Annotated in this window: 13 protein-coding genes; 8 read left to right on the plus strand and 5 right to left on the minus strand. The window is 64.1% G+C overall.

The features are described 5' to 3' along the window. Positions 1 to 50 precede the first annotated feature (50 nt). Positions 51 to 416, plus strand: a complete 366-nt coding sequence (gene erpA / locus PAQ31011_RS10165) for an iron-sulfur cluster insertion protein ErpA (protein WP_039396169.1) — start codon at positions 51 to 53, stop codon at positions 414 to 416. A 112-nt stretch (positions 417 to 528) separates the two neighbouring features. Here the strand turns inward: erpA and PAQ31011_RS10170 are convergent, their stop codons facing one another. Next, on the minus strand, positions 529 to 1701 hold the full coding sequence (locus PAQ31011_RS10170) for an anhydro-N-acetylmuramic acid kinase (protein WP_150575661.1): 1173 nt from the start codon (positions 1699 to 1701) through the stop codon (positions 529 to 531). Between the two features lie 104 nt (positions 1702 to 1805). Then, positions 1806 to 3179 carry a M23 family metallopeptidase gene (locus tag PAQ31011_RS10175; RefSeq protein WP_150575662.1) on the minus strand — a complete coding sequence of 458 codons (1374 nt, stop codon included), beginning with the start codon at positions 3177 to 3179 and terminating at the stop codon, positions 1806 to 1808. A gap of 202 nt (positions 3180 to 3381) precedes the next feature. Between PAQ31011_RS10175 and tyrS the strand changes: the two genes are divergently transcribed. The 4 genes from tyrS (at position 3382) to PAQ31011_RS10195 (ending at position 6747) form a co-directional block, all read left to right on the plus strand. Beyond that, a complete protein-coding gene (tyrS, locus tag PAQ31011_RS10180; RefSeq protein WP_150575663.1) occupies positions 3382 to 4626 on the plus strand; it encodes a tyrosine--tRNA ligase in 1245 nt (414 codons plus the stop codon). Positions 4627 to 4664: 38 nt separating this feature from the next. Then, positions 4665 to 5153 carry a D-aminoacyl-tRNA deacylase gene (dtd, locus tag PAQ31011_RS10185; protein WP_150575664.1) on the plus strand — a complete coding sequence of 163 codons (489 nt, stop codon included), beginning with the start codon at positions 4665 to 4667 and terminating at the stop codon, positions 5151 to 5153. A gap of 149 nt (positions 5154 to 5302) precedes the next feature. Beyond that, on the plus strand, positions 5303 to 5929 hold the full coding sequence (locus PAQ31011_RS10190) for a YbhB/YbcL family Raf kinase inhibitor-like protein (protein WP_150575665.1): 627 nt from the start codon (positions 5303 to 5305) through the stop codon (positions 5927 to 5929). 104 nt (positions 5930 to 6033) lie between these two features. Beyond that, the gene (locus PAQ31011_RS10195; RefSeq protein WP_150575666.1) at positions 6034 to 6747 is read left to right on the plus strand and encodes a histidine phosphatase family protein; all 714 of its coding nucleotides are present in this window, start codon (positions 6034 to 6036) and stop codon (positions 6745 to 6747) included. A gap of 12 nt (positions 6748 to 6759) precedes the next feature. On the opposite strand, the gene PAQ31011_RS10200 is transcribed toward PAQ31011_RS10195, so the two are convergent. The 3 genes from PAQ31011_RS10200 to ruvC form a co-directional block, all read right to left on the minus strand. Next, complete coding sequence (locus tag PAQ31011_RS10200; RefSeq protein ID WP_425495095.1) at positions 6760 to 7746, minus strand: oxygenase MpaB family protein; 987 nt, start codon at positions 7744 to 7746, stop codon at positions 6760 to 6762. 75 nt (positions 7747 to 7821) lie between these two features. Further along, complete coding sequence (ruvB, locus tag PAQ31011_RS10205; protein ID WP_150575667.1) at positions 7822 to 8892, minus strand: Holliday junction branch migration DNA helicase RuvB; 1071 nt, start codon at positions 8890 to 8892, stop codon at positions 7822 to 7824. Positions 8893 to 8947: 55 nt separating this feature from the next. Further along, positions 8948 to 9490, minus strand: coding sequence for a crossover junction endodeoxyribonuclease RuvC (ruvC, locus tag PAQ31011_RS10210; protein WP_150575668.1), 543 nt, complete (start codon positions 9488 to 9490; stop codon positions 8948 to 8950). 210 nt (positions 9491 to 9700) lie between these two features. Here ruvC and PAQ31011_RS10215 point away from each other — a divergent pair, with 210 nt between their 5' ends. The 3 genes from PAQ31011_RS10215 to PAQ31011_RS10225 all read left to right on the plus strand — a co-directional run bounded on the left by PAQ31011_RS10215 (position 9701) and on the right by PAQ31011_RS10225 (position 11868). Further along, entirely contained in the window at positions 9701 to 10117 is a 417-nt protein-coding gene (locus tag PAQ31011_RS10215; protein WP_150575847.1) for a CopD family protein, read from the plus strand. Between the two features lie 101 nt (positions 10118 to 10218). Further along, positions 10219 to 10836, plus strand: coding sequence for a 2-hydroxychromene-2-carboxylate isomerase (locus PAQ31011_RS10220; RefSeq protein WP_150575669.1), 618 nt, complete (start codon positions 10219 to 10221; stop codon positions 10834 to 10836). A 66-nt stretch (positions 10837 to 10902) separates the two neighbouring features. Further along, the gene (locus tag PAQ31011_RS10225; protein ID WP_150575670.1) at positions 10903 to 11868 is read left to right on the plus strand and encodes an NAD(P)-dependent oxidoreductase; all 966 of its coding nucleotides are present in this window, start codon (positions 10903 to 10905) and stop codon (positions 11866 to 11868) included. The last annotated feature ends 36 nt before the right edge of the window (positions 11869 to 11904 follow it).

Consider the following 11904-nt stretch of genomic DNA (forward strand, 5'->3'; position numbering starts at 1 on the left):
TTTGGGGAATAGGGCTAGAATGACACCAAACCGATTTATGGAGATTTGCGATGAGCGCACTGCTTGAGGACGCCGTCACGGAAATGCCCGCATTCCTGGTCTTTACCGACAGCGCTGCGGACAAGGTCAAGCAACTGATCGACGAAGAAGGCAACCCGGACCTGAAACTGCGCGTTTTCGTGCAAGGTGGCGGTTGCTCGGGCTTCCAGTATGGTTTCACCTTCGACGAAGATGTTAACGAAGACGACACCGTGCTCGACAAGAACGGCGTATCGCTGCTGATCGATTCGATGAGCTATCAATACCTCGTCGGCGCCGAGATTGACTACAAGGAAGACATCAACGGCGCGCAGTTCGTGATCAAGAACCCGAACGCATCCACGACGTGTGGCTGCGGTTCCTCGTTCTCGGTCTGAGCGACGCGACAGCAGTCGTCCTGCCGTAGTAAGAGGTAGTAAGAGAAAGGGCCCGGAAGGGCCCTTTTCTCGTTTACGCCGTCGCTGATATCTCGACGCCGACTGATCGGTCTCAGCGCGGGTAGATCGCACCCAGAATGCGCAGGCCCTTCGCACCCGTGACGGACGGCAGATTGCCCGGCTGACGTGTCACGCAACGCTCTGCGAGCCATGCGAATGCACGTGCTTCGACCTGATGCGGCGGAACGCCCAGCGCGTCGGTCGTCGCCACGGTCACACCCGGCAGGCGATCGGCGATGGCCTGCATCAGCGCGTGGTTGCGCGTGCCGCCGCCGCAGGCATAGAAGCCTCGACAGTCCGGGGCGAAGCGCAGCACGTCATCGGCGACGCATTGTGCGGTCAGCGCGACGAGCGTCGCCTGAACATCGATCGGCGACACATTCGGGAAGGCGGCGAGGTGTGCGTCGAGCCATGCAGCGTGGAACAGGTCGCGTCCGGTGCTCTTCGGCGGCGTTTGGCGGAAGTACGGCTCGCTGAGCAGTGCGGTGAGCAGGGCGGCGTCCACGCGTCCCGTCGCGCCCCATGCGCCACCGTCGTCGTAGGACTTGCCGAGATGGCGTGCCGCCCAGCCGTCGAGCAGCGCATTGCCCGGACCGCAATCGAAGCCGGACACCGGCTGGCCCAGCGCGGCGGCGGGCAGAATCGTCACATTGCTGATGCCCCCGAGATTGCACACGACGCGTGTCTCGCCAGCATCCGAAAACATCGCCTGATGGTAGGCCGGCACGAGCGGTGCGCCCTGACCGCCGGCGGCGACGTCGCGGCTGCGAATGTCGGCCACGACGTCGATATTCGTCAGTTCGGCGAGCAATGCGGGCGCGTTGAGTTGGCGCGTGTAGCCGATGCCGTCGAATTCGCCGGGGCGATGGCGGATCGTCTGCCCATGCGCGCCGATGGCGGAAACCGCAGACGCCGGCAAACCCGCCGTGGCGAGCAACTGCGTGACGCACTCGGCGTACACGCGCACCAGCGCATTCGCCGCGAGCGCTTCGCGATGCAGTTCGTTCTCCGAGGGCGCTTGCAGCACCATCAGCGTCTCACGCAGGTCGTTCGGGAACGGCAGATAGGCTTCCGCGAGCACTTGCCCGTCAGTCGTCGAGACGAGCACACCGTCTACGCCATCCAGACTGGTGCCGGACATCAGGCCGATGTAGTGAGCAGACTTGGCGGAGGCAGCGAGGGAGGCAGTGGCCGGATCGGCCAGGTGACGAGCGATGTCGTTCATGTGCGGGCGCGCGCGCGCGATGAGCTTGAGAAGGAAGTCTCGCACGGCGCGCGGCGCGTCGATGGATCAGACGTCACCCCGCACAGTGCGGACTCCAGCATACCTCAATCGCGTTCGGCGACTTGCACGGTGCGCATCAGGTCGATGCGCTTGAGCAAGTTCTCGGCGTACATGTCGAACAGCTTCAGCCGGTTGCCCGCGAGCGGGGCGACGGCGGCGACATCCGTCGAGAACGGATTGCGCGGCACACCGTTGAGGCGCAGTTCGTAATGCAGGTGCGGGCCGGTTGCCCAGCCCGTCTGACCGACGAAGCCGATGACCTGACCTTGCGTCACGCGCGTGCCGGGCTTCATCCCCTGACCGAAACCGGACAGATGGGCGTAGCGCGTCTGATAGTTGCCGGCGTGGTCGATTTCGACCAGATTGCCGTAACCGTTTTGCGTGCCGACGAACTTCACGACACCATCACCCGCAGCGAACACGCGCGTGCCGACCGGTGCGGCCAGATCCACGCCTTCGTGCTTCTTCCACTTGTGCTGGAACGGATGCTCGCGTCCGCCGAATGCCGACGAAATCCGCGAGAACTCCACCGGCGTGCGCAGGAAGGCCTGCTTCAGGTTGCGACCGTCGAAGCCGTAGTACGCGCCGTCGGGCGATTTGCCCTGCGGATCGGCGTACCAGATCGCCTGGTGCGTCTTGCCCTGATTGATGAACTCGATGGCGAGCACACGCCCGGTGCGAACGGTGCGGTCCTGCTGCTTGATCACTTCGTACACGAGGCGGAAACGGTCGCCACGGCGCACGTCGCGCTGGAAGTTGATCACGCCGGAGAAGATGTTCACCATCTGTGCGACAACGGCGTCGGGCACGCCCGCATCGTCCATCGCGGTGAAGAAGTTGCCTGCAATGGCACCGGAGCGCATGGCCCATTCGGTGTCGTTGGCCAACTGCTCCATGCGCGCGCGCAAACGGCCGGCGTCGTTACGCTCGATCACCAGTTGCTGTGCGGCAGTGCTGCCGGTCGACAGGACGGTGGAGAGCGTGACGAGCTTGCCGTCGTCATCGGTTTCGGCCTGAACGACTTGCCCAGCGGGCACACCGATCAGTCGACGGGCGACGGCATTCTCGCGAATGAACTTCTCGGCGGCGGGGTCCTGAATCGACAGCCGGGAGAGCATGTCGCCGAGGGTCTCGCCGCGCCGCAGCGCCACTTGATGAATAAAGGTCTGAGATTGCGCGTCGAGCTGCTGGATCTGTTTGGCCAGGTCGGGGAAGGTGAGCGGCAAAGTCACGCTCGCACCGTTGCGTGCCGAATCCGGCACCATCGGTGCCACGCCGAAAGCGGTCACCATTCCCAACGTCAGGGCCGAACCGACCGTCGCCACGATTTGCACCTTTCTGCGACGGTGCTTCGGCTGCGTGGGATCGATCAGAGTCAGCAGTTCACGCGCAAAAAAATCACGGAGTTTTGGCCACATCACGTAAAATTCTGCGCAACTTACGAAAAAAGCCCGGGCGGAGCGACACGCTTCGAGATTGCCTGCCGGAATTTCCGGGGCAACCCGGCGTCGCTTCGGCCCGAGCCGAGAATTGAGCGGCGATTATAGCAGACCCGCCGCTGCCTCCGCCTTTACTGACTCGATAAGGGGAAACCCCCGACCCAGTCTGGACAATGATGTTATGACAAGTGAACACGCACTCACCTCGGAAAAGAAGTACCCCGTGACCGATGCTGCGCGCGCTGCGCTGGCTGTCGCCAAGCGCGGCTGCGACGAACTCCTCGTGGAAGAGGAGTTCCTGCAGAAGCTCGCGCGCAGCGAAGCCACCGGCAAGCCGCTGCGCATCAAGCTGGGTCTCGATCCGACCGCGCCCGATATTCACATCGGTCACACGGTGGTGCTCAACAAGATGCGTCAGTTGCAGGATCTGGGGCATACCGTCATCTTCCTGATCGGCGATTTCACCTCGCTGATCGGCGATCCGTCGGGCCGCAACAGCACGCGTCCGCCGCTCACGCGTGAGCAGATCGAAACGAACGCGAAGACGTATTTCGAGCAGGCAGCGCTCGTGCTCGATCGGGAAAAGACCGAAATCCGCTACAACAGCGAATGGTCGATGAAGCTGGGCGCCGATGGCATGATCAAGCTCGCGTCGCGCTACACGATGGCGCGCATGATGGAGCGCGAGGACTTCACGAAACGCTTCCAGGGCGGCGTGCCGATCGCCATCCACGAATTCCTCTACCCGCTGATGCAGGGCTACGACTCGGTGGCGCTGGAGTCGGATCTGGAGCTCGGCGGCACGGACCAGAAGTTCAACCTGCTCGTGGGCCGTGAATTGCAGAAGCAATACGGTCAGGAGCCGCAGTGCATTCTCACGATGCCGTTGCTCGAAGGGCTGGACGGCGTCGAGAAGATGTCGAAGTCCAAGAACAACTACATCGGTATCAGCGAGAAGCCGGCCGATATGTTCGGCAAGCTGATGAGCATCTCCGACACGCTCATGTGGCGCTACTACGAGCTGCTGTCGTTCCGCACGCTCGACGAGATTGCGCAACTGCGCAAGGATATCGACGAAGGCCGTAACCCGCGCGACGTGAAGGTGCTGCTCGCGCAGGAGATCGTGGCGCGCTTCCATTCGCAGGCCGACGCCGAACGCGCGCTCGAAGAGTTCAACGCACGTGCCAAGGGTGCCGTGCCGGACGATATTCCGGAAGTTTCCCTCGATGGTGCCCCGCTTGGCATTGCGCAACTGCTCAAGCAGGCGGCGCTCGTGCCGTCGACGTCGGAAGCCAACCGCAACATCGAGCAGGGCGGTGTGCGCATCGATGGCGAAGTGGTGTCCGACAAGGGCGCGAAGATCGATGCAGGCACTTACGTCGTGCAGGTCGGCAAGCGCCGCTTCGCACGCGTGACGCTCGCCTGAGCGTCGGCGTTTCTGTACGGGATCCGGGGTAGGCGACGATGATCGCGCTCATTCAGCGTGTGCTCGAAGCGGCGGTGACGGTCGACGGCCGCACTGTCGGCGCGATCGGCCCCGGGCTGCTCGCTTTGGTGTGTGCCGAGCGTGGCGACACCGAGGCGAGCGCCGACAAGCTGCTGACGAAGTTGCTCGGCTATCGCGTGTTCTCGGACGAGGCGGGCAAGATGAACCGCAGTCTGTCGAATATCGTGAATCTCGATGGCAGCCCTGACGGCAACGGTGCGGCGGGTGGCTTGCTGCTCGTCTCGCAATTCACGCTCGCGGCCGACACGAACAGCGGCACACGCCCGAGCTTCACGCCGGCGGCCAGCCCGGCAGATGGCAAGCGTCTGTTCGATCACTTCGTGACGCAGGCGCGTGCTCGCCATCCCATCGTGGAAACCGGCGAGTTCGGGGCGCACATGCGTGTCTCGCTCGTGAACGACGGTCCTGTTACGTTCTGGTTGCAGACGCGGCCGGACGCCGCCTGATCCCACCTGCCCGTTATCCCGAAAATCGCTCGGAATTATCTGGAATCTTCCGGAAGTGCCGGGGTGAGTGCACGCGATTCGCATCGGTGTGATAACGTCCTTGGGTTCCGAATTCGCGAATTCAAGAATTCACAGCTTGGGAGAATCTGATGAAAGTCTGGAGTGACTCGTTTGCCGACAATGCGGCGATGGATGCACAGTTCGCCTTTGGCAAACCGGACGCGGAGACGCACGTTGCGCTCTCGCAGAACAAGAACCCGCATCTCGCCTGGTCCGATGTCCCCGCCGGTACGCGCTCGTTTGTCGTGATCTGTACCGACAGCGATGTGCCGAGCCAGGGCGACGACGTCAACAAGGAAGGCCGTGAAGTGCCGGCCGATCTGCCGCGTGTCGATTTTTTCCACTGGGTGCTCGTGGATGTGCCCGCGTCGACCAGCGAAATCCCGGCGGCCAGCCACAGCAATCATGTGACGCCGCGCGGCAAGTTCGGCCCCGATGCGCTCGACGGCATGCGTCACGGGGTGAACGACTACACCGCGTGGTTCGCGGGCGACGAGACCATGAAGGGCGACTATTACGGCTATGACGGCCCGTGCCCGCCGTGGAACGACACGATCGTCCACCACTATCACTTCACCGTGTATGCGCTCGACGTCGCGCGTGCGCCGCTTGATGGCCGTTTCGACGGCAACGACGTGCTCGCTGCGATCAAGCCCCACGTCCTGGGCAGCGCCAGCGTGACCGGCACTTACACGCTCAATTCGAAGGCGAAGTAAGCGCTGCATTACGCTGGCTCGCCATCTGCTTTACAGCCTGCGCTCTACGGCCTTCTTTATGGCCTGCTCAGTACTCCGCTTAACCTGAATACGCAACTGCATCGATGAACGGCACGACCACCACCCTGACCCTGATTCGCCACGGCGAGACCGACTGGAACCGCGTCAAACGGATTCAGGGGCACACTGACATTCCGCTGTCGGCGGAGGGCGAGCGTCAGGCCGTGTTGCTGGGTGCGCGTATTGCGCGTGAGACGGCAGCGAGCGGCAGTGTCTTCGATCATGTGCTGACGAGCGACTTGCAGCGTGCGGTGCAGACGGCGGAACCTGTCGCGCAGGCGTGCGGATTGCCGCTGGTGCGCACGGCGAGTCTTCGGGAGCGTCACTATGGCGCTTTCGAGACGCGCGTGCCCGATGAGATTCAGGCGGACTTTCCGCAGGACTACGTGCGGTGGCAGAGCCGCGATCCGGACTTCGTGATCCCCGGCGGCGAATCGACGCGTGGCTTCTACACGCGCATCACCGGTTTCATCGCACAGGTGCTGCGTGATTACGCGGGCCAGCGCGTTGCGCTCGTGGCGCATGGCGGCGTGCTCGATTGCTGCTACCGGCTTGCGACGGGGCTGGCGCTGACTGAGCCGCGGTCGTACCCGCTGCTCAATGCCAGCGTGAACCGTCTGTCGTATGACGGCGCGCATTGGAAGGTGTTGAGCTGGGGCGATGTCACACATCTGGACGATGCCGTGCGTGACGAGAGCAACGACAAGCCTGCCGACGCTGATGCCGCTGGTGACCGCGTCGATCCGCGCGTGGTGTAACAGAACGCGCGTCTAGCGCTCCAGCGACGGTTCCGTCACCACCACTGCGGGTGTTGCCAGCGCCCGTCGACGTGCCCGATGGGCCACGCTGTTGCGCATCGACCAGCGCGCGACTTGCGCCATGTGACGCACGGCAGGGCGCACGGTCAGACGTCGAATCGTCGCCTTCTCGTCGAAGCCGAGCATCGTTTGCGACCAGTTCGGCAGCAGATCGACACCGGCGCGAAACAACAATCCACTGAACACACGCGCGCCGGCAAACGGCGCAGGCAAGTTGCGCAACACGCGCACGACTTCTTCTGTGCGGTCGCTGGCGCTGAGTGCCGGACGCATCGCCGCGAGATAGTCGTCGATCTGTGCGACGCTTGTCGGCACATCGCGCGCACCCAAGGCAATGGCAATGCGTGCGACCTCGGCGTAATAGCGATCCTGATCGTCACGCGAGAACGCGGGGTTCTTGTAGACGAGATAGCTGCGCAGGAAGCTCGACGTCTCGGCGACGTGCACCCACGTCAGAAGATCGGGATCGTAGGCGGCGTACGCCCGACCGTCGGGGGCCGTGCCTTTGACCTGAAGATGGATGCGTCGCACGCGCTCAAGCAGCGCTTCGGCGTCGGCCGTATTGCCGAAAGTCGTGCCGCCGATGAACGTCGCCGTGCGGCGCAGACGGCCCATCACATCCTGCCGGAATGTCGAGTGGTCCCAGACGCCGGCCATCGCCAGCGGATGCAGCGATTGCAGTAGCAGCGCGCTCACGCCGCCAATCATCATCGATGTGAAATCGCCATGCACGTGCCAGCAGGCGGCGTCCGGCCCGAACAGGCCCGGGTCGCCGTCAGGCGTGTCGTAGTTCAGACGCGGTGCGCCGGGGCCGGACGTCAGACTCACGAGCCGCATGGCGATGGCGTGCCGCAAACGCCCCGACACGCCCACGACCGGTCCGGCAGGGCGCAGAGGCGTTGCCGGGGGCGGGGTGGGCAGATCGTCGTGGGAGGCCATGTTGTGCCTTGAGGCGGGAGGCGTGAGCGTCGATTGTCCGGCAGACAGGGCTGCCGGACCTGCGACCTATCGTCGCTATTTGCCCGTCGCGTCCGGCGACCAGAGCGAACCGCTTTCCGGCGCGCTGCCGGGCGCAGCCAGCCCGAAGTGACGGTAGGCGGCGAGCGTGGCGACGCGTCCGCGCGGCGTACGTTGGAGGAAGCCCTGCTGAATCAGGAACGGTTCGATCACGTCTTCGATGGTGTCGCGCTCCTCGCCAATGGCGGCGGCAAGATTGTCGACACCGACCGGGCCACCGTCGAACTTGTGGAGCACGGCTTCGAGCAGCTTGCGGTCCATCACGTCGAAGCCGACCGCGTCGACGTCGAGCATCGACAGGGCGGCGTCGGCCACGGCGGCGGTGATGCGGCCGTCGGCTTTCACTTCGGCGTAGTCACGTACGCGTCGCAGCAATCGGTTGGCGATACGGGGCGTGCCGCGTGCGCGACGCGCGATCTCAAAGGCACCGTCGTCAGCGATGACCGCGCCGAGCAGGCTCGCCGAGCGGCGCACGATGCCCGCCAGTTCGTCGGCCGTGTAGAACTCCAGACGTGCCACGATCCCGAAGCGGTCGCGCAGCGGGTTCGTCAGCATGCCGGCGCGGGTCGTCGCACCCACGAGCGTGAACGGCTGCAAGTCGAGCTTGACGCTGCGCGCCGCCGGACCTTCGCCGATCATGATGTCGATCTGGTAGTCCTCGAGCGCTGGATACAGAATTTCCTCGACGACCGGCGAGAGCCGGTGAATTTCGTCGATGAACAGCACATCGTTGGCTTCGAGATTGGTCAGTAGCGCGGCGAGGTCGCCCGGACGCTCCAGCACCGGTCCCGACGTCTGACGCAGATGCACGCCCATTTCGCGGGCGATGATGTGGGCGAGCGTGGTCTTGCCCAGACCCGGCGGGCCGAAGAGCAGCACGTGGTCGAGCGGTTCCGAGCGCTTGCGGGCCGCCTCGATGAAGATTTCGAGCTGTTCGCGCACCTTGCGCTGGCCGACGTATTCGTCGAGCAGCTTGGGGCGCAGCGCGCGCTCGAAGGCTTCTTCGTTGGGCGAGGCCGGTGTGGGCGCAATGATGCGCTCGGCGGCGAGTTTGTCGGTTTCGATCATGGATGCATTGTAGCGCTTCGGACGTCCGCCTTTAGCCCACCCTTTGGGTCACGCTTTAGCCCACCAGTCGACCGCGTTTCACGCGCAGGCCCTTGGCGGCGAGTGCGGGTGCGACTTCGGTCAGCGCCGCGTAGGTTTCGCCGCTGTGCGCGTGGCAGATGGCGACGCCCAGTGCGTCGGAGGCATCTTTGCCCGGCGTGCCGGTGAGCGTCAGCAGCCGCGTGACCATCTCCTGCACCTGCTCCTTGCGCGCGCGTCCGTAGCCGACGACCGCCTGTTTCAGTTGCATCGGGGTGTATTCGAAGACTTCGAGTCCGCCGACCGACAGCGCCGTGATCGCCGCCCCGCGCGCCTGTCCGAGCAGCAGCGTGGATTGCGGGTTGACGTTGACGAACACCTTTTCGATGGCGGCCTGATCGGGCCGGTAGGTGTCGACCAGTTCGGCCACGCTCTCGAAGATGATGCGCAGCCGGGCAGGCAGGGTGCCTTCGCCGGTACGGATGACGCCGCTCGTCACATATTGCAGACGGTTGCCGTGCTTTTCGAGCACGCCGAAGCCGGTGACGCGCAGGCCGGGGTCGATACCAAGAATTCTCATGCGGGGGCCGATGACCGGCGTGCAGCGCCGATGTGGGGCAAAAAAGCCAATATGGTCCGTATTCTGGCACAGCCGGACTGCAGCGCGTCGATTTGCCGCAGACCCGGCGGCCGTTCGCGCGGGGCGTTGAACGTCGCGAGACGGCGGATTGTTGTACATTGCTTGCTGTTCAAAATATTCGACGGCCTGCTCGTGGGCCGCTTGTCCCCGATGCTCTGGATCAAAGCGCTTCACATCGTTTTCGTCGCTTCGTGGTTTGCCGGTCTGTTCTATCTGCCGCGTATCTTCGTCAACCTCGCGATGGAGAGCGATCCGGCCGCCACGCAACGTCTGCTGCTCATGGCGCGCAAGCTCTACCGCTTCATGACGATTCTCGCCGTCCCGGCGCTCGCTTTCGGACTGATCCTCTGGTTGTACTACGGCATCGGACGCTACGGTGGCTGGTTGCACGCCAAGCTGCTGATCGTGGTGCTGCTGCTCGGCTACCACCATGCGTGCGGCCGTCTGCTGCGCAAATTCGAGACCGGCCGCAACACGCACTCGCATCGCTGGTATCGCTACTTCAACGAAGTTCCGGTGCTGGGGCTCCTCGGCGCGGTGATTCTCGCAGTCGTCAAACCGTTCTGACATCGCTTGCGAGCGTCGCCTGAACAACACACATCGAACACGTCATGCATCAACAGCGCCAGTCATAGGCGCCCCTTACCGATAGCAAGAGGAGTTTTGCCGTGAGTCTGACTTGTGAGTATTTTCTGGCGACGCAGTCGCCCTATGTCTACATGGGGCACGCCCGTTTTGTCGAGCTGGCGCGCCACTACGGCGTTCAGATCCAGCTCAAGCCGATGGATCTCGGACGCGTCTTCAGCGGTTCGGGTGGTCTCCCGCTCGCCAAGCGCGCGCCGCAACGTCAGGCGTATCGTCTGGTGGAACTGGCGCGCTGGTCGAAGTATCTCGGGCTGCCATTGAACCTCGAACCGAAGTTCTTCCCCGTCTCGGGCGATCCGGCGGCCAAACTCGTGATCGCGACCCAGCTCGCGCACGGCACCGACAAGGCGCTGGAACTCGTCGGCGCAGTCTCGAATGCGCTGTGGGTCGACGAGCGCAACATTGCCGATGACGCCACGCTGCAAGCCCTCGCCGATAGCCTGTCGCTCGACGGCAAGTCGCTGCTCGCCGCGTCGCATGGCGCGAGCGTGCAGGCCGCCTACGACGCCAACACCGACGACGCGGCCGCCGCAGGCGTGTACGGCGCACCGTGGTTCGTCTTCGAAGGCCAGCCGTATTGGGGCCAGGACCGTCTCGACTTCCTCGAGCGTGCCTTCGCCGAGGCCAGCGCGAAACGCTGAACCGTCGCAGAATCTCTCGCTGGCTGCCGGGGATGCCGGCAGCGGCAACCCCCAGGAGTGAATCGCATGAGTCGTCCGGAAGTTGTGTTGTACAAGAGCGTGCCGCCTGACGTGCGTGCACGATTGGCCGAGCATTTCTCGCTCACTGAATTCGACGGCGTGAACGACGGCAATCGCGCCGAGTTCGCGGCGGCGCTCAGCCGTGCGGACGGCGCCATCGGCGTCGGCGTGAACGCGACGCCCGCGCTGCTCGACGGGGCCTCGAAGCTCAAGGCGTGGGCCACGATCTCGGTGGGCTACGACCAGTTCGATGTGCCCGACCTCACGCGTCGCGGCATCAAGCTGATGAACACCCCCGACGTGCTGACGGAAACCACCGCCGATACCGTTTTCGCACTGGTGTTGTCGAGTGCGCGTCGCGTGGTCGAACTCGCCGAACTGGTGAAGGCCGGTGGCTGGAAGGCGAGCCTCGGCGAGGAGCACTTCGGCACCGACGTGCAGGGCAAGACGCTCGGCATCGTCGGCATGGGACGCATCGGTGGCGCAGTCGCGCGTCGTGCCGCCCTCGGCTTCGGCATGAAGGTGTTGTACAGCAACCGCTCGCGCAACGAAGCGGCGGAAAAGGCCTACGGCGCGGCACATCGCACGTTGCCCGAACTGCTCGCGCAATCCGATTTCGTCGTGACGCTGGTGCCGCTGTCGCCCGCGACGGAGCGTCTGATCGGTGCTAACGAGTTCGCGCAGATGAAGCGTGGTGCAATCTTCATTAATGCCGCGCGCGGCAAGGTGATCGACGAAGCCGCGCTGGTCGACGCGCTGGCCTCCGGGCATCTTCGCGCTGCCGGTCTCGATGTCTTCGAACGCGAGCCGGTGTCGGTCGATTCGCCGTTGCTGAAGATGAAGAACGTGGTGGCGTTGCCGCATATCGGTTCGGCCACGCACGAGACGCGTCATGCGATGGCGTCGTGCGCCGCCGACAATCTGATCGCCGCGCTGACGGGCAAGCCGCTGCAAAACGTGGTGAATCCGTAAGCAAGGCTATCGAGCGCTGAACATCGCGCTCGACAA

It is taken from the genome of Pandoraea aquatica (genome assembly GCF_902459565.1).
Taxonomy (GTDB): domain Bacteria; phylum Pseudomonadota; class Gammaproteobacteria; order Burkholderiales; family Burkholderiaceae; genus Pandoraea; species Pandoraea aquatica.

Bases quoted from the DNA above. Each gene is read 5' to 3' on its own strand.
- erpA (WP_039396169.1), top strand. From the start codon at position 51: ATGAGCGCACTGCTTGAGGACGCCGTCACGGAAATGCCCGCATTCCTG.
- PAQ31011_RS10170 (WP_150575661.1), bottom strand. From the start codon at position 1,701: ATGAACGACATCGCTCGTCACCTGGCCGATCCGGCCACTGCCTCCCTC.
- PAQ31011_RS10175 (WP_150575662.1), bottom strand. From the start codon at position 3,179: ATGTGGCCAAAACTCCGTGATTTTTTTGCGCGTGAACTGCTGACTCTG.
- tyrS (WP_150575663.1), top strand. From the start codon at position 3,382: ATGACAAGTGAACACGCACTCACCTCGGAAAAGAAGTACCCCGTGACC.
- dtd (WP_150575664.1), top strand. From the start codon at position 4,665: ATGATCGCGCTCATTCAGCGTGTGCTCGAAGCGGCGGTGACGGTCGAC.
- PAQ31011_RS10190 (WP_150575665.1), top strand. From the start codon at position 5,303: ATGAAAGTCTGGAGTGACTCGTTTGCCGACAATGCGGCGATGGATGCA.
- PAQ31011_RS10195 (WP_150575666.1), top strand. From the start codon at position 6,034: ATGAACGGCACGACCACCACCCTGACCCTGATTCGCCACGGCGAGACC.
- PAQ31011_RS10200 (WP_425495095.1), bottom strand. From the start codon at position 7,746: ATGGCCTCCCACGACGATCTGCCCACCCCGCCCCCGGCAACGCCTCTG.
- ruvB (WP_150575667.1), bottom strand. From the start codon at position 8,892: ATGATCGAAACCGACAAACTCGCCGCCGAGCGCATCATTGCGCCCACA.
- ruvC (WP_150575668.1), bottom strand. From the start codon at position 9,490: ATGAGAATTCTTGGTATCGACCCCGGCCTGCGCGTCACCGGCTTCGGC.
- PAQ31011_RS10215 (WP_150575847.1), top strand. From the start codon at position 9,701: ATGCTCTGGATCAAAGCGCTTCACATCGTTTTCGTCGCTTCGTGGTTT.
- PAQ31011_RS10225 (WP_150575670.1), top strand. From the start codon at position 10,903: ATGAGTCGTCCGGAAGTTGTGTTGTACAAGAGCGTGCCGCCTGACGTG.